This is a genomic window from Streptomyces sp. NPDC048734, assembly GCF_043198675.1.
GTDB lineage: Bacteria > Actinomycetota > Actinomycetes > Streptomycetales > Streptomycetaceae > Streptomyces.
The window spans coordinates 98,608-114,989 of the sequence record NZ_JBICUZ010000009.1 but is presented as its reverse complement, the minus strand read 5'-3'; the positions used below and the strand labels follow the sequence as shown (position 1 = coordinate 114,989).

The following is a 16,382-nucleotide window of genomic DNA, read 5'->3' as shown; positions in this document are numbered from 1 at the left end:
CCCGGACCGTGCCGTCCTCCCGTCACCCGTGTCGGCGTCAGCGCCGTCGGCGGGGCGAACCCGCGACCCGCCCGCCTGCACGACCGGCCCCGTGCCGGCACCGCGTTCTGCTCGCTCTTGCCGGAGATGAACGTGTCCCGGCCCTTGCGTCCGGCGGCAGGCGGCAGGCCGCCGGACCCGGATCTCGGTGCCGTCGACGGTGCCGGTCTTCCCGCCGGCACCGAGACGGTTGACGACCTCGGCCGGAGTCCGCAGTCGAAGGTCCGGGCTGACGGTGCACCCCCGCTCGGCGAGCCGAGGTCACACTTCGCCGATGGCTCGGGTGACGGTGGAGCGGTCCACGCCGAACCAACAGGCCGGCACGTCGTGGGTGGTCACGGGCCGGAGATGCACAAGCGTGGCCGGCAGCCGGTCGCCGAACACCAACCGGTGCTCGGCGCCGGCCCCCACAGTCCGCTTCCGCGGCCGGGAGGCAAGCCTGGCCCGGTGCCGTTCATGCCACAACGGGCCGAACCCGGAAACGAGTTCAGCGATCATGTCCGCCGACAGACCTGTGATCCCCCGGTCGCCGATGATCGCTGCACGAGACACGTTCCCCACCGCACGACCATGGTCAACGATCACGAGCTCAACGCCTCACCGCTCACCGTGCACGAGGTCGTTGGAACTGGAGAACGACCGAGGGCCCTGTCACGTGACCACCCGTCCGAACAGCCCGTTCACCCTTCAGGAACAGGGTGAACGGCACTCCGTCAATGGGTGTGGGTGGTTACCAGAGGCTTGGTCTCGTCGACCACGTAGGTGGACAGCATCATCGTTGTCACCGTCCCTGTGTTGCGGGCGTTGTGGATGGTGCCAGAGGGGATGAAGAAGGGGTCACCGGTGCGAAGCCGCACGGTGGTCCCGTCGTCGAACTCCATCGACACATCACCGCGGACGATGTATCCGACCTCCACTCCCGGGTGGCTGTGGCGGCCCGATTCCTTACGCCGGGGGATCTCGACGAGGGTCTGCACAGTCTTCCAGCCCTTCGCGGGCGAGGGGTTCTCCTGCAGCAAGGTGCGCGTCACGCCGGCGGTCGGGTCGGGAACAGACGAGTGATGACCAGGGGACGCCGTGGAAGAGGCCTCGGCAGCCGAGGCAGAAGCGACGACGCCGAGCGCGCCGGCTGCCGCCACGCCACTGGACCGCAGAAGAGAGCGACGATCCAACATGATGAGCTCCTTTTCATGGTTCGACACCGGCGGGAGCGCCGGGACATCGTGGATTCGGGAGCGCTTCCTCGGAAGGCGCGGCGGGGAATCCGGCCAGGAATCGCGTGCCATGATCTTCGAGTCTGCGTTCCCTTCCTGGGAACGCTCGGAACAGCGCGCCGGTTCACCCTGCAGCACTGCGTCTCGTACAGCGGGCTGCCGACGAGACCGCGCTGGGCACGTCCGCCCGGGAAGGCGGAACGGCGCCCGCTTCGCCGCGGAGACCAGCCCTGTCCGGGGTGCGGGCTGCCGCAGCGGCGTGGCGCTCATGCCGCTCCTTCCAGCATCCGGCGCAGGGCCACGGCGTCGCGCTCGTTCCGCTGCGGTGGCCGAGGGCTGCCGTTGGGAGGGAGGCCGAAACGGGTAAAGGGCTGTCGAGGGCACGGGGTGACGGAAGCGAACGGGGAAGCGGGCGTGAACCGCGACGGGGACGGTACTTCGGTGCAGAACGAGATCGACGGGGGGACGTTCCACGGTCCCGTCGTCATGGCGGGCCGTGTCGACCGGCTCGTCCTCCATGTGGCGGCGCCGCTGCGGATCGTCGGGTGCGGCCTGCTCGCCGTGCTCGGTCTGGTCTGCCTTCTGTACGCGCCGGACCCGCCGGCCATGCGCCGGCTGGGCATCGGCCCCGTGCCCGCGGGCACGGCCCTGCTGGGGCTGGCCGCCGGGCTGTATGTCGTGCTGCGCGCCCGGGAGGCGGCCGTCCGGCGCCGCGAGGCCGCCTGGCTGTCGGAGCGCAACCTTGCGCGGGCCGCCGACGCGCTCGCCCGGGACCTGGCCCTGCTGTACTCCCAGGACGAGCGGCTCACACAGGTCAACGACCCCCATCCGCTGGACGTGGACTGGACGCCGGTCCACGGCGGCGGCCCCGAGCCCGGACCCGATCGCCGGCCCTCCGTCGCCGCGTACTTCACCCGGCTGCCCACCCGCCGCCTCGTGGTGCTCGGCGGCGCGGGCGCCGGCAAGTCCATCCTGGCCCTGCGCCTCGCCGAGGAACTGGTGCGCACCCGCCCGTCCGGCTCGGCCGCTCCGGTCGCCGTCGTCGTCCCGCTGGCCTCCTGGGACCCCCGGCAGGGCCTCATCGGCTGGGTGGCGGCGCAGATCGCGGCGGCGCATCCGCGCGCCTGTACGCCGGTGCGCGGGGCGCCCGCCATCGAGGTGGCCCGCCGTCTGATCGAGACCCGGCGGGTGCTGCCGGTCCTCGACGGCTTCGACGAGCTGCCGGCCGAGCTGCGGGCCGACGCCTTCGAGCAGCTCCGGGCGAGTACGGCGGGCCGCCGCCCATTCGTGCTGACCAGCCGGGAGCCGGAGTACCGGGAACACGTGCCGGACGGCAGCGTCTTCGACCGCACGGAGATGACCCTGCGGCCGCTGAGCACCCTCGCCCTGGACCGTTACCTGAACCCGGCGGGCTCCCCCGAGGCCAAGTGGGCCCCCATCCTGCGCCGGCTGACGAACCCCGGCGACGAGGCACCCGAGGTGCGCCGACTGCGGGAGGTGCTGAGGGTGCCGTTGATGGCGGGCCTGGCCCGGGAGGCCTACGGGGTGCCCGGCACCGATCCGGAGGAACTTCTGGAACAGGGCGAGTTCGGCAGTCGGCGGGACATCGAGCGGCATCTGCTGGACGCCTTCCTGAGCGTCGCCTACAGCACCTCGCACGACGTACGGGACCGGCACGGAAGCTGGGACCCGGAGTCGGCGCGGGCCTGGCTGGGGTTCCTCGCGATGCGGATGAAGGCGGCGGGAGAGCACGAGTTCGCCTGGTGGCGGCTGGTGGAGGACGTGCCGCGGCTGTTGCGGACGGTGACGCTGCTGCCGGCGTTCGCCCTGTGCTGTCTGGCCGTGTCCCAGGGGGAGTACGGGACGCCCTGGTGGGACCGGTGGGTGGGGCTGTCCCATACCGGCGGGTACGCGGTGCTGGCGCTGGTGCTGCTCGTCGTCGTCCACGTCTTCCGGTTGCTGCCGCACGACGGGCCCCGGCAACTGGTACGGCCCACCGGGTGGGAGGTGCGGGAGGTGCTGGGGAGGCGCGGCAACCAGGTGCTCGCCGTGCTCGCACTCGGTGGGGCCTCCGCCCTGTGGTGGCTCACCTGGACCCGGGGTACGACCGGGAACCGCCAGTTACTCGCGCTGGTCACCGTGGTGGCCCTGTGGGAAAGGTGCCGGTGGGCGCTGAAACCGCTGTGGCGGCCCGTGGACCCGTCCGTCGCCACGTCCCCGTCGGCCCTGCTGCGGACGGACCGGCGCGCCACGATCGGCTTCGGCTGGCTCGCGTACTCCAGGGACGGCGACGGGTTCCAGCCGTACGAGGCGCTGGCCCTCTTCGCGCCCGCTCTGCTCCTCATCTGGCAGACGCGGGGCGGACAGGACGTCCTCTGGTTCGACAACTGGGCCCGGACCCTCGCCCTCGCGTACCTCGGCTGTGTCCTGGGGTCGGCGGCCGGGTCGGCGTGGGCCGGCTTCGCCCTGGCGCGCGGGTACGTGGCCGTGAAGGGCGACCTGCCTCGGCGGCTGATGGCCTTCCTCGACGACGCGCACCGGCGGGGCGTCCTGCGTCAGAGCGGGGGCGTCTACCGGTTCCGTCACGTGGAGCTGCGGGACCGCCTCGCGGCGCACGCCACGGCCGACCTGGTCCGCGCACAACCCGTGGCGCGCGCGGGGGGCACCGGGCGGATGCGGCGCCTGGCGCGGACGGCGACCGCGTTGGTCGTTGTCATGCTGCTCGCCGTCGGCGGTTCCGTGGCCTGCGGACCGTGGGTGATGGCGGCGCTTCCCGGGCCGCGGACCGCGGTGCCCGCGGCGTGCGACCTGCTGGCCCCCGACCTGCCGCGGATCACCGTCGACGGCCGGTTCCGGGCACCGGAGCGGCAGACCTGCCTCGCCGGTGAGCAGTCGCCGTTCGCGCCGGACGTGCAGGTGCGGGTGTCGTCCGTGCTGCACACCCGGAAAGATGCCCTGAGCGGCTCGCAGCGGGCGATGATCGGCTTCGGTCAGCAGGTCGCCCGGGTGAAGGGCGACCACATCGGCGCGCAGGAGGCGCTGCCGGCCCGCGAGGCCGGGCTGGGCGACCAGTCGCTGCGCATGGTGTGGCGCCTCACCAAGCCTCCGAGCAGCATGGAAGTCGCGCCGTACTCCGCCGCGTTCGTGGTGCGCGTGGACAACGTCCTCCTCGCCGTCACCTACTCCGAGGAGTTCGCGGTCCGGGACAGAACCGTGGAGATCGCGCGCATCCTCATCCGTGACGCCCTGCGTCGGGCCGGGCTGTCCGACGCGGTCCCGGCGACCGGCGAGCGGTCCCTGGCGGACGTGCCGCGCACGCGCGTCCCCGAGACCGGCAACCGCTTCGCCGGCTACGCACGCGACCAGGACCGTTCCCTGCACGGCGCGGTCTGGGAGGCCGGGGAACGCTCCCACCTCTGGTATCTCCCCTACACCTACTTCGTCTTCCGCGCCCCCAAACACCTTCAGTGCACACGGCAGGAGCAGACCGAGAAGGACCCCGTGGGCTACACCTGCCGAAGCGTGCCCGAATTCGAGCGTTCGGGGTGGGTGCCGAAGTCGACGGTGGAGATCAGGTCCTGGTACTGCGGGTCCTCGTGCGACAGTCGTGAAACCCGCGACTTCCTGGACCGCGTCCCCGACCACGACAGCACGAAGTGGCGGGAGTTCCGCAAGGATTTCGCGTACTACGCGACCGTCTCCGTCGCCGACGGGACCCGGTACCGGATGACGATGAAGGGGACGTGGGGCTTCAGGGACCCGGCGAAGGGCGAGAACCACGCGTTCCTGCTGTGGGCCCAGGCGGAGGTGCCCCACGACGACGCGGCACTGGCGCAGAAGATCGTGAACGACGTCTACGCCCAGAGCGCGCGATACGAGGCGAAGGACTGACCGGGGCGGCCCCGGTGTCCTACGCTCGTCCGCGATGCAACCCCTGCCGGACTTGGGAGAGTGGCCGTGGAACAGATCGCACCGGAACTGCTCATGGCCCTCGCCGGTGGCACGGCGGGCGCCGCCGGGCAGCAGATCTGGGCCTCGCTGCGGGGCCTGGTCAGGCGTACGCCGTCGGGCGAGGAGCCGAGCGGGGAGGGCGAACTGGCTGCGCTCGACGAGGCGGTGGACGACGCGGAGCGGGCCGGGGAACTCGCCGAGGTGCTGGTGCGGCGAGCCGAACAGGACCCGGCCTTCGCTCAGGCGCTGGAGACCTGGCGCCGCCGGGCCGAGGCGTGGGACGGCGCGCGGACCGGCCCGGGCGACGCCCGCAACCACATCCGCGGGGGAACGTTCCACGGTCCGGTCGTCCAGGCCCGGGACATCAACGGGCCCCTGCACTTCGGCGGGTAGGCCCCGGCCCCACCCCGGGTCAGCTGAAGACGATCGACGAAGTACGGGCCGTCGACAGCCTGAACGTCTCGGTGCGATGCGGTGGCAGGCCGAAGGCCCGCCAGATCCGCGACACGGTCGACTGAGCCGAGCACATCTCCTCGGCCGTGGCCCGCGTCGACCAGCGTGTGGCGTTCTTCGGCGTCGACTCCGGCGTCCTGGTGACCACCGCGGCGACCTGCTCGTCGGTGACCGTTCGAGGCCCGCCCGGGCGCGGCATGTCGCCCGGTCCGGCGATCCGGTGCTCGACGAAACGCTTCCGCCACCGGCCCACCGCATGCGGAGTGGAGCCCACCTGCGCGGCCACGTCCTTGTGGGACGCGCCGGTGGCGCGGGCCAGGCCGGTCCGGCAGCGCAGCGCCCGCGCCTGCGGCGTGGAACGGCGCCGCGCCCATCCCTCCGGCGCAGCCCGTTCCGCACCCGACAGGATCAACTCGGCCTTCGGCCGCCCAGTACGTGCCGCCAGGCAACCCCGCGCGTCTGAACAGAACTCCTGACTCAGAAGACTGGACCCGGTCGAGCCGGACGGGGACGGGCCCTCACCGCGAAGACGCGTCCCCGAACGAGGGCGGACGACCGGGTTCACGCCGGGGCGGTGAAGCCCCGGCTGCCGGTTCCGATCGCCTGGGTGGGGTGCGGCCGCCGGACCGTGCGCAGGCCGCCCGCCGCGCGCGCGTAGGCGTCCAGGTGGGCCTCGACGTACGGGACGGCCACCGTCTCGAGCTCGCCGTCGACGAAGGCGGGCTGGACGTTGACCTCGAAGACGACGCCGCCGTTCTCCACTGCCAGGTCGACCCCGGCGAAGGGCAGGCCCACCGACGCGGTGGCGGCGACGGCGAGTTCGGTGAGCCGTGGCGGCAGGTCCGGCGGGGCGATGGGGACGGGGGTGGCTCCCCGGCAGGTGTTGCAGGGGGTGTCGGCGGCGGGCTGGAGGTGTTCGCGGGCGTGCACGACGCGTCCGCCGAGGACGAAGACGCGGAACTGGTGGCGCAGTCCGTCGGCGGTGAAGTTGCCCGCGTCGCGGGAGAGCATCCAGTCGGTGCCGTGCCCGGCGTAGTAGCCGGTGGCCGCCTCCAGCCGGGCGCGGGTGGTGACGTGGAAGGTGTCGTCGCCGCCGGTGCCGACGACGGGCCGCGCCCACGTGTCGCCCCCGAGCCGCTCGAACGCCTCGGCGGCCTCCCGCGCGGTGGGACGGGACAGGACGGCGGTCTCCATCTGGGCGATGCCGTCCCGGCGGAAGCGTTCCACGGTGAGGTTCTTCTCGGTGGCGGTCCGCCAGGCCTCGGGGCCGGTGCCGAGCGTGACCACGTCGTGGCGGTCCAGGAGTTCCTGGAAGCCGGCCAGGGCACGGCGGCGGTGCGGCGGGATCTCGTACAGCACGACGATGTCGGGCACGACGTCCAGGCCCTCCTCGGCGACCTGCAGCCGTAAGCGGCCTCCGTCGCGGATGCCGCGACCGGACGCGCCGGTCGCGAAGTGGCGGGAGTCGACGCGCATGGGCGGCGTGCCGGTGAGCAGTTCCACGGCGTCGGCGAGGTACTCCCGGCAGCCTTCGGACGACGTCGGATCGGCGATCAGGGCGATGCACGGTCGGGACACAGCGGCCTCCAGTGGCTCTCGACGCGCGCTCGTACCGCGGGCCCGGTCGCGCGGCCCGAACGCCGTCACGGTGTGGTACCTGTCGCGCGGACGGTCCTCGCACCCGTCGCCCTGGGAGCCGCGCCGGTGTGCGGGCCGTCCCCGGCCGGACGGCTGCCGGGGACGGGGACGGCCGGTGACCACGCAAGGATGGGGCTCGCCCCGCCGGGAATCCGTGCCGCGGGGCCGGCCGACCACTGTAGGCGCCGGATCCGGCGCCGTACCAGGGCGCACGCGCGGCCGGCCCCTGCCCCTCGCCCTGCGCCGTCCGCCCCGATCCGTGCGCCCTGCCCGACGTGCCGGTCAGCCGTCCCAGGCCCAGTCGGTGACCTCCGGCAGATCGGTGCCGTGGATCCGGATCCAGTCGTGGTGGCGCAGCCGGACGTCCTCCATCCGCTGGCGTACGGCCGCGGCGCGCACCGCGAGGCCGGGGACGCGGTCGATGACGTCCATGACCAGCCGGTAGCGGTCGAGGTCGTTGCGGACGACCATGTCGAACGGTGTGGTCGTCGTGCCGATCTCCTTGTAGCCGCGCACGTGCAGGTTGCCGTGGCCGGTGCGGCGGTAGGCGAGCCGGTGGATCAGCCACGGGTAGCCGTGGTAGGCGAAGACGACGGGTTTGTCGGGGGTGAACAGGCCGTCGTACTCGAAGTTGCTCATGCCGTGCGGGTGCTCCTCGCTCGGCAGCAGGCGGGCGATGTCGACGACGTTGACCACGCGGACCGCGAGTTCGGGCAGGTGCCGGCGGAGCAACTGGGCGGCCGCGAGCACCTCCTGGGTCGGCACGTCGCCCGCGCAGCCGAGGACCACGTCCGGTTCGCGGGTGCCGTTCTCGGTTCCCGCCCAGTCCCAGACGCCGGCGCCGCGGGCGCAGTGGGCGCGGGCCTGGTCCATCGTCAGCCAGTCGAAGCAGGGCTGTTTGCCGGCCACGACCACGTTGACGTAGTCGCGGCTGCGCAGCACGTGGTCGGCCACCGACAGCAGCGTGTTGGTGTCCGGCGGCAGGTAGACGCGCACGGCTTCGGGGCTCTTGTTGAGGATGTGGTCGACGAAGCCCGGGTCCTGGTGGGAGAAGCCGTTGTGGTCCTGGCGCCAGACGTGTGACGTCAGAAGGTAGTTGAGGGAGGCGATGGGCGCCCGCCAGGGCAGTCGGCGGGTCACGCGCAGCCATTTGATGTGCTGGTTGACCATCGAGTCGACGATGTGCACGAACGCCTCGTAGCAGGAGAACAGTCCGTGCCGGCCGGTGAGCAGGTATCCCTCCAGCCATCCCTGGCAGGTGTGTTCGGAGAGGATCTCCATCACCCGGCCGTGCCGGTCGAGGTGTTCGTCGACCTGGAGGGTCTGCGCCTGCCAGGCCTTGCCGGTGGCGCCGTACACGGCCTGGAGCCGGTTGGAGGCGGTCTCGTCGGGGCCGACCAGCCGGAAGTCGCGCCGCTCGGCGGTGGAGCGCATCACGTCCTCCAGCAACTCGCCCAGGACGCGGGTGGGTTCGTGCAGCGTCGTGCCGGGCTTGTCGACGGGGACGGCGTACGACTCCAGTGCGGGCAGCGGGAGTTCGCGCAGCAGCAGGCCGCCGTTGGCGTGCGGGGTGGCGCCGAGGCGGCGGGGGCCCTCGGGGATCCAGGTGAGGACGTCGTGCCGGGGGGCACCCCGCTCGTCGAAGAGCTCCTCGGGCCGGTAGGAGCGCAGCCAGGCCTCCAGTTGGCGCAGGTGCTCCGGGTTGTCCCGGACGGCGGAGAGCGGAACCTGGTGGGCGCGCCAGGTGCCCTCCACGGGCAGCCCGTCGACCTGCGCGGGACCGGTCCAGCCCTTCGGGGTGCGCAGGACGATCACCGGCCAGTGGGCGCGTTCGCCGGCGCCCTCCTCGCGGGCGGCGCGCTGGATCGCGGCGATCCGGTCCAGCGCGGTGTCCATGGCCTCGGCCATCGCGCGGTGCACGGCGGCCGGGTCGTCGCCGGTGACGTGGATCGGGTCGTGGCCGTAACCCCGCAGCAGCTCGTCGAGTTCCGGCTCGGGGACACGGGCCAGCACCGTCGGGTTGGCGATCTTGTAGCCGTTGAGGTGGAGGATCGGCAGGACGGCCCCGTCGTGGACGGGGTCGAGGAACTTGTTGGAGTGCCAGGACGCGGCCAGCGGCCCGGTCTCGGCCTCGCCGTCACCGATCACGCAGGCGACGAGCAGGTCCGGGTTGTCGTAGGCGGCGCCGTAGGCGTGGGAGAGCGCGTAGCCGAGTTCGCCGCCCTCGTGGATGGAGCCGGGCGTCTCGGGGGCGACGTGGCTGGGGATGCCGCCCGGGAAGGAGAACTGTTTGAACAGCCGGGCCATGCCGGCCGCGTCGCGCGTGACGTCGGGGTACGTCTCGGTGTACGAGCCCTCCAGCCAGGAGTTGGCGACCACCGCCGGCCCGCCGTGGCCGGGGCCCCACACGCACAGGGCGTCGAGGTCGCGGCCGCGGACGACACGGTTGAGGTGGGTGTACACGAGGTTCAGCCCGGGTGAGGTGCCCCAGTGACCGAGCAGCCGCGGCTTGACGTGCTCGGGCCGCAGCGGCTCGGTGAGCAGGGGGTTGGCCATGAGGTAGATCTGGCCGACGGACAGGTAGTTCGCGGCGCGCCAGTGGGCGTCCAGTGTCCTCAGCTCGTCGTCGGTGAGGCGGTCGGACGCCTGCTGGGTGTCGACGGACATCGGGGTCCCTTCCGGATCGGTTTTCGGCGGGGGTGCGGGCGGGTCCGTTCCCTCCCACCCTCTCCCGGCCGACGGGTACCCGCCAGGGCCGACCGACCCGACCGGCCGAACCGACCCCACCGGCCCCACCCGCCGAACCGGCGCGGGGCCCGGACGGGTGCCGGACTCCCTGGGGCGGGTGTGGGCCCCCGTCGGCGCACGCGCCGACCGGTCGTCAGGGCGCCGTGTGGCCGCCGGTCCGGCCGATGCGGTCGACGTGCAGGACGTTGCCCCGGTCCTCGGCGTCCTCGCTGGGCTCGGCGGCGAACCAGGCGTCGAGGATCTCCCTCAGCAACGGCTGGGAGGTCAGGCGCAGGCTGAGCGCGAGCACGTTCGCGTCGTTCCAGCGGCGGGCGCCCTCGGCCGTGGGGGCGTCGGTGCACAGGGCCGCGCGGACGCCGAACACCTTGTTCGCGGCGATGGACGCGCCCGTGCCCGTCCAGCAGCACACCACGGCCTGCTCCGAGGTCCCGTCGGCCACCTCCCGGGCCGCCGCCTCCGAGCACACCGCCCACTGCGCGTCCGCACCGGGCCGCAGCGCACCGTGCGGCACCACGTCGTGCCCTCGCCCGCGCAGTTCCGCGACGAGCGCGCGGGCGACGGGTTCGTCCATGTCAGAGGAAACGGAGATCCGCATGGTTCGGAGGGTACTGAGGCGGGGCGGGCGGCGTCGCGCCGGGAGGGCGGGACGCACCACACCGGGCGGGGCACACCGCACCGGGCGGGACGCACCGCACCGGGCGGGGCACACCACACCGGGCGGGACGCACCACACCGGGCGGGACGCACCGCACCGGGCGGGGCCGCTCAGGCCGGCGACCGCCGGTCGGGGCGCTTCGCAGGAGGGGGCGGGCGCCCTGCGCGCGCAGCCCGTCCGGGGATCCGGCGCAACCGCCTAGACCTTCTCCTCGTCCGCCGCCGTCGCGGCGGGGAGTCCCACCGGGTTGCCGTCCGGGATGAGGCCCGACGCCCGGACAGCGCCGGCCAGCGGGGCGAGGAGGCGGCCGAGGCGTGCGGTGGCGTCGGGGCCCAGGGCCGTCCAGGGGGAGGCCGCCGCGGCGTCCGTCCCGGCCTCGACGGCCGTGCGGGCGGCCTTCCCGGCGGGGGTGAGCCGGCCGTCGTCGAGCCAGCCTCGGTCGAGCAGTTCGGCCTGCGCCGCCCGCCACGCCGGGAGGTCCCACTTGCGGGTCTGCCGGAGCACCTCCTCGTCCGCCTCGCCCGCCGCGCACTTCAGCGCCATCGCCGCGACCGGGCCCAGACCGTGCCCGACCAGGGCGGCGATGTGCCCGTCGCCCCGGTGTTCGCGCAGCGTGGTGACCGCCTGCCAGAGCCTGACGTGCGGCTGCGCGGGCCGCGGGAGTGCCTGGTTGGCGGCACCGAGGACGCGTCCCGCCGTGTCGGCGGCCTGCGCCGCCTCCCAGGCGAGGTCGGCGGCCTCGGCCATCGCGGCGGAACCGACCGTGTCCGGCCCCAGCACGCGGGTCATCGCGGCGTCCATGGCACGCTCGCGTGCCGAGAGGACGTCGGCCGGATCGGCGTACCGCCAGGCGTCGGGGACGGCACGCGCCACACGCTCGGGGTGGAAGACGTAGAAGGAACTGGTGACGACCGCGGCCGGAGCGGGGCCGAGAGGTGCGGCACGGAACGCGAAGTAGCCCATCCAGAAGCCGCGCATGCCGAGTTCGTCGGCGGCCGAGTGCGCCTCGGGGGCGAAGTAGACCAGGTCGTGGACGAGTTCGAACCGCTCCCACATCGCCCGCACGACTGCGCCGTTCACCACGTGCCTCCCGGTTCGCGATCTCCTGCCCGCCGGGAGGCAGCATGCGCCATGACGACCGCGGCGAACAAGCCCCGCCGGACCGCCCGGTGTCCGCGGGCGGCGCGACACGCGTCGGTGGCCGCGGGCCCGACCGGTCCGCGGGCGCCGTCAGGAAGGGCTCGCGCCCGGTTCCGGCCCGCTGCCCGTGCCCCGCAACTCCCGGATGGAACCGCCGAGTCTGCCGCGGAACCGTTCCAGCGTCTTCGGTTCGGCGCTGACGGCCCAGCGGGTGCCGACCAGATACGTGCCGCCGTACACGCTCGCGGAGTCCAGCCAGGTCTCCTTGAGCCGCTCCGTCGGGAACGTGGTGATGAGGTAGCCGCCGTCCGCGGTGGTGCACGCGCCCTGGCGCAGTTCGTCGGCCTCGATGCGGATGTCGGCCTCGCAGCCGGTGAGTCCGGCGATCACCTCGACCTTCGCCGGGGCGACGACCCCGGCCGCGGGGGCGGCGGAGATCTTCGCCGGGTCGCTGTTCACCGCGGCCTCCTCCGCGCCACCGCCGCAGGCCGTGACGCAGGAGAGCAGGAGCAGGCCTCCGGCGAGGGCGGCACCCCGCGGGAGGCGGGCGGTGGTGGGGGTGCGGCCGGTGTGTGTCCGCCGCGGCTGCTGTGGCACGTGCCTCTCCGTCTTCCGGTCCCGGGCCGCGCCCGGCCGTCGGTGGCCGGGCGTACGACTGCCCAGGGGTACGGCCGGTTCCGGGAGGTTGTTCAACTCCCGTGCGCCGGACGGCCACCGCCGCCGACCGGACGGCTCGGCCCCGCCGGCCGGACGGCTCGGCCCCGCCGCGGATCGGCCACTTTCCCCGGGCCGCACACACGGCGCACGGCCGGTACCGCATGATGAGCGGGCCATGCAGCCGCCCACGACGACACCACTACCGCCACTGCCCGTCCTGCGGGCCGCGGTGTTCGCCGTCGTCGGCACGGGGCTGGGGACCGGCGCGCACCACCTGCTCGCGGAGCGGCCGGTGCCGTGGGGGCGGGGCGCGACCGCGGCCGCCGTGCTGTTCGGCCTGGGACTGGCCGGCACGCGCCGCCCGCGCCGCCCGGCCACGGTCGTCGTCGTGAGTGTCCTCGCGCAGTCCGGGCTGCACCGGTGGCTGACGCACACCGGGCACCCGCAGGCGTCGCCCACCGCACACGTCCACGCCCCGCACGACGTTCACGCCGCCTGGCACGTGCGGCTGCACGATTCCCTGGCCATGACGGCGGCCCACGCCCTGGTCGCGGCGGGCGCCGCCGTCCTGCTGCACCGCGCGGACACGGTGTGCTGGTCGCTGGCGCGCGGGCTGACGGCCACGCTCGACGCCGTCCGCGCCCGTCTGCGCCTCGGGGCGACGCGACGCGTGGATTCCGCGTCCGGTGCGCCGGTCGCCCTCGTCACGGCGGAGGGGGACCGGCTGCCCGCCTTCGGGCCGGTACTGGCGCACGCGCTGGTCAGGCGGGGGCCTCCCCGGCCGAGGTCCGTCCTCGTCAACCGACCTCGTGGGAGCGCCCGTTCGGCAGTGGCCGTACGGCTCCCGCCACCCTCCCGTTCCTGGAGAGACCCATGTCCCGCATCACCCTGCCGCGCGGCACGCGGCACCTGACCCTCGCGGTGGCCGCCGCGACGACCGCCGTACTGCTGACCGCCGTTCCGGCCGCCGCCCATGTCGAGGTCGAGTCGGCCGGCGCGCAGGCCCTCGCCGAGAACGTCCGGCTCACTTTCGTGGCCGAGTCGGAGTCCGCCACCGCCGGCATCACCGAACTGCGGGTGGTCCTGCCCGAGGGCATCGAGCCGTCCGACGTGGCCTACGGCGAGGGCCCGGCGGGCTGGGAGTTCGCCGCCACCGCCGACGGCTACCGCGTCGGGGGCCCGGCCGTGAAGGTCGGCGAGGACGTGGAACTCTCGGTGGTGGTGAGGCAGTTGCCCGACGCCGAGGAGCTGGTGTTCAAGACGCTCCAGACCTACGGCGACGGCAAGGTCGACCGCTGGATCGAGCTGGGCGGCTCCGGCGGCGACGACCACGGGCACGGAAACGAGGCGCCCGTCCTGAAGCTGAGGGCGGCCGCGCCCGGCGCGCACACCGTCAGCCCCTCCCCCAGTGTCCCGGCGAGCCCCACGGCGACCCCGGCGCCGACGGCCGGGGAAACCGCCACCGACCCCTCCCCGCAGACGGCCGACACCGCGAAGGACGACGAGGGGGGCCTGTCCGCGGGCGCCTGGACCGGCATCGCCGCGGCGGTCCTGGCCGCGGTCCTGGCCGCGGTGTTCCTCGTCCGTCGCCGGGGCGCCGCCCGGGAGTAGCCGGACAGGTGGCCGAGGGCCCTCACGCACGGGTGTGTGGGGGCCTCGGCCCGCCGTGCGGACGGCCCGTCGGCCACGCCGCCCGTCCGCTCCGCGGCATGTCAGCCGCGCGCCGCCCGTCCCCTCACCCGGCGCATCGGCAGGGCGGGGCTCGCCCGCTCTCCCGGCACGTCGGTGTACGGCGCCCCGCCCGCTCCCCCGAGACGCCGGCCGTACGGCGCCCGTCCGCTTCAGCCGTGCGGTGCCTGTCCGCTCACCCGGTGGTCGGCGTGGCTCAGCGCCTCCAGGACCAGGCGCCGCAGATGGCCGTCGCTGAGCCGGTAGTGGATGTGCCGGCCGTCGCGGCGGGTGTCCACGAGTCCGGCGAGCCGCAGCTTCCCGAGGTGCTGGCTGACCGCCGTCCGGGAGGCGCCGCAGCGTTCGGTGAGGGAGCCGACGTCCGACTCGCCCTGCGCCAGCAGCCACAGCAGGTGCAGCCGGGTGGCGTCCGACAGCATCGCGAACACCCCGGTGGCCTCGGCCAGTCGCGCGCTGTCGGGGGCCCGCAGATGCACATCGGCCGCAGGTGAGATGGGGTGGCTGTCGGACATGGGGCCAGCCTAGAGCCATCCGTCCGCGGGGCGGTCATCCGCCCGGGGGACGATCGGGCGGCCGGGGATCGCGGGCGTCCGGGACCGCGCGCAGGCCACTTCATCATGTGCACAGATGCGCACATGACAGTTACACTCGTGGCACCGACACGGACCGCGCCGCCGAGGGGGCCTCCCGCATGCTCGCCGTCCTGCGCAACCGCAGCTACCGCCGTCTCTTCGCCGCCCAGGTCGTCGCCCTGGTCGGCACGGGTCTGGCGACCGTGGCCCTCGGGCTGCTGGCCTACGACATCGCGGGCGCCGACGCCGGTTCGGTGCTCGGCACCGCGCTCGCGATCAAGATGGTCGCGTACGTGGCGATCGCCCCGGCCGTGGGCGCGCTGGCCGACGGCCTCCCCCGCAAGGCCCTCATGCTGTCGGCGGACCTCACCCGTGCCGGGGTCGCCCTGCTGCTCCCCTTCGTCGACCAGGTGTGGCAGGTGTACGTCCTGGTCTTCGTGCTCCAGTCCGCCTCGGCCGTGTTCACCCCGGCCTTCCAGGCCGTCGTCCCCGAGGTGCTGCCCGAGGAGCGCGACTACACACGGGCACTGTCGATGTCCCGGCTCGCGTACGACATGGAGAGCCTGTTCTCACCGGCCCTGGCGGCGGCCCTGCTGTCCGTCATCACCTACAACCGGCTGTTCACGGGCACCGCCCTGGGTTTCCTCGCCTCGGCCGCACTCGTGGTGTCCGCCGTCCTGCCCCCGGTCCGCCCGGGGCGGGCGGGCGGCGCCCGCGCCCGGGCCGCGGCGGGCGCCCGGCTGTTCCGCACCGTCCCCGCACTGCGGGCACTGCTCGCCCTCAACCTCGCGGTGGCCGCGGCGGGCGCCATGGTGACCGTCAACACCGTCGTCTACGTGCGCGACTTCCTGGACCTGCCGACCGGCGCCGTGCCCCTCGCGCTCGGTGCGTACGGCGCCGGCTCGATGACCGTGGCCCTGGTCCTGCCCCGGCTGCTCGACCGGGTGCCGGACCGGACGGTGATGGTGCGCGGGGCCGCGCTGCTCGGAGTCGTCTTCGCCGCGCTCGGTGCCGTCACCGGCGCGGGCGGCGGCGGTTGGCGCCGGCCCGCCCTGCTCTGCGTGTGGGCCGCCTTCGGTGCCGCCTGCGCGATGGTGCTGACGCCGACCGGACGGCTGATCCGCCGTGCGGCGCCGGCCGAGGCGCGGACGGCGGCCTTCGCGGCGCAGTTCTCGCTGTCGCACGGCTGCTGGCTGCTGACGTACCCGCTGGCGGGATGGCTGGGAGCGACGGCCGGACTCGGGTGGGCGGTGGCCGCCCTGGGCTCGATCACCCTGGGAGCCTCGCTGACGGCGGTACGGCTGTGGCCGGCGCCGCCGCCCCCCACGCACGCCGACCTGCCCGCGGGGCACCCCCACCCGGCGCGTGCCCGAGGCGTACGGTCCGGCCCACGGCACCCCCATGGCACCCTCGCGAACGGGGCGCGCGCCCGCCCGTAGCCCCCTGACGGGCGTGGTGGACGCCCGCTCCCAAGCCCCTGAAGGACACGGTGGACGCCGTTCCCAGCCCACTCACGAACCGGCGCGGGCCCCCGCCCCGCCCCCTCGCGGGGCGGGGGCGCGCCCCCCCCGCCCCCCCCCCCCCCCCGCGGTCCCGCGGGGTTTGGCGCCGTACGCGGAGCGCGGC

At 74.3% G+C, this 16,382-nt stretch carries 14 protein-coding genes; 5 read left to right on the top strand and 9 right to left on the bottom strand.

What is annotated here, in order from left to right; all coding sequences use genetic code 11:
- Positions 1-300: 300 nt before the first annotated feature.
- On the bottom strand, positions 301-624 hold the full coding sequence (locus tag ACGFQC_RS23680; RefSeq protein WP_363089471.1) for a transposase family protein: 324 nt from the start codon (positions 622-624) through the stop codon (positions 301-303).
- A 128-nt stretch (positions 625-752) separates the two neighbouring features.
- Positions 753-1,214 (bottom strand): cupin domain-containing protein, encoded by a 462-nt coding sequence (locus tag ACGFQC_RS23675; RefSeq protein WP_363089472.1) that lies wholly within the window; start codon positions 1,212-1,214, stop codon positions 753-755.
- 453 nt (positions 1,215-1,667) lie between these two features.
- Here ACGFQC_RS23675 and ACGFQC_RS23670 point away from each other — a divergent pair, with 453 nt between their 5' ends.
- Both ACGFQC_RS23670 and ACGFQC_RS23665 read left to right on the top strand, forming a co-directional pair.
- Positions 1,668-5,144, top strand: a complete 3,477-nt coding sequence (locus ACGFQC_RS23670) for an NACHT domain-containing protein (protein WP_363089473.1) — start codon at positions 1,668-1,670, stop codon at positions 5,142-5,144.
- A 66-nt stretch (positions 5,145-5,210) separates the two neighbouring features.
- Positions 5,211-5,597, top strand: coding sequence for a hypothetical protein (locus ACGFQC_RS23665; RefSeq protein ID WP_363089474.1), 387 nt, complete (start codon positions 5,211-5,213; stop codon positions 5,595-5,597).
- Positions 5,598-5,616: 19 nt separating this feature from the next.
- Here the strand turns inward: ACGFQC_RS23665 and ACGFQC_RS23660 are convergent, their stop codons facing one another.
- The 6 genes from ACGFQC_RS23660 to ACGFQC_RS23635 all read right to left on the bottom strand — a co-directional run bounded on the left by ACGFQC_RS23660 (position 5,617) and on the right by ACGFQC_RS23635 (position 12,435).
- Positions 5,617-6,069 (bottom strand): helix-turn-helix domain-containing protein, encoded by a 453-nt coding sequence (locus ACGFQC_RS23660; protein ID WP_363089475.1) that lies wholly within the window; start codon positions 6,067-6,069, stop codon positions 5,617-5,619.
- Between the two features lie 149 nt (positions 6,070-6,218).
- Positions 6,219-7,235: an ATP-grasp domain-containing protein gene (locus ACGFQC_RS23655; protein ID WP_363089476.1), complete on the bottom strand. Its 1,017-nt coding sequence runs from the start codon at positions 7,233-7,235 to the stop codon at positions 6,219-6,221.
- 342 nt (positions 7,236-7,577) lie between these two features.
- Entirely contained in the window at positions 7,578-9,962 is a 2,385-nt protein-coding gene (locus ACGFQC_RS23650; protein WP_363089477.1) for a phosphoketolase family protein, read from the bottom strand.
- A 214-nt stretch (positions 9,963-10,176) separates the two neighbouring features.
- Positions 10,177-10,638, bottom strand: a complete 462-nt coding sequence (locus tag ACGFQC_RS23645) for an RpiB/LacA/LacB family sugar-phosphate isomerase (protein WP_363089478.1) — start codon at positions 10,636-10,638, stop codon at positions 10,177-10,179.
- 258 nt (positions 10,639-10,896) lie between these two features.
- The gene (locus ACGFQC_RS23640; protein WP_363089479.1) at positions 10,897-11,778 is read right to left on the bottom strand and encodes a hypothetical protein; all 882 of its coding nucleotides are present in this window, start codon (positions 11,776-11,778) and stop codon (positions 10,897-10,899) included.
- 150 nt (positions 11,779-11,928) lie between these two features.
- On the bottom strand, positions 11,929-12,435 hold the full coding sequence (locus tag ACGFQC_RS23635) for a hypothetical protein (protein WP_363089480.1): 507 nt from the start codon (positions 12,433-12,435) through the stop codon (positions 11,929-11,931).
- A gap of 235 nt (positions 12,436-12,670) precedes the next feature.
- On the opposite strand from ACGFQC_RS23635, the gene ACGFQC_RS23630 reads away from it, so the two are divergent.
- Positions 12,671-13,408: a hypothetical protein gene (locus ACGFQC_RS23630; protein ID WP_363089481.1), complete on the top strand. Its 738-nt coding sequence runs from the start codon at positions 12,671-12,673 to the stop codon at positions 13,406-13,408.
- Entirely contained in the window at positions 13,369-14,106 is a 738-nt protein-coding gene (locus ACGFQC_RS23625) for a DUF1775 domain-containing protein (protein WP_363089482.1), read from the top strand. The genes ACGFQC_RS23630 and ACGFQC_RS23625 overlap by 40 nt, the downstream gene beginning before the upstream one ends.
- Positions 14,107-14,336: 230 nt before the next feature.
- Here the strand turns inward: ACGFQC_RS23625 and ACGFQC_RS23620 are convergent, their stop codons facing one another.
- On the bottom strand, positions 14,337-14,696 hold the full coding sequence (locus ACGFQC_RS23620; RefSeq protein WP_363089483.1) for a metalloregulator ArsR/SmtB family transcription factor: 360 nt from the start codon (positions 14,694-14,696) through the stop codon (positions 14,337-14,339).
- 179 nt (positions 14,697-14,875) lie between these two features.
- Here ACGFQC_RS23620 and ACGFQC_RS23615 point away from each other — a divergent pair, with 179 nt between their 5' ends.
- On the top strand, positions 14,876-16,195 hold the full coding sequence (locus tag ACGFQC_RS23615; RefSeq protein WP_363089484.1) for an MFS transporter: 1,320 nt from the start codon (positions 14,876-14,878) through the stop codon (positions 16,193-16,195).
- Positions 16,196-16,382 lie beyond the last annotated feature (187 nt).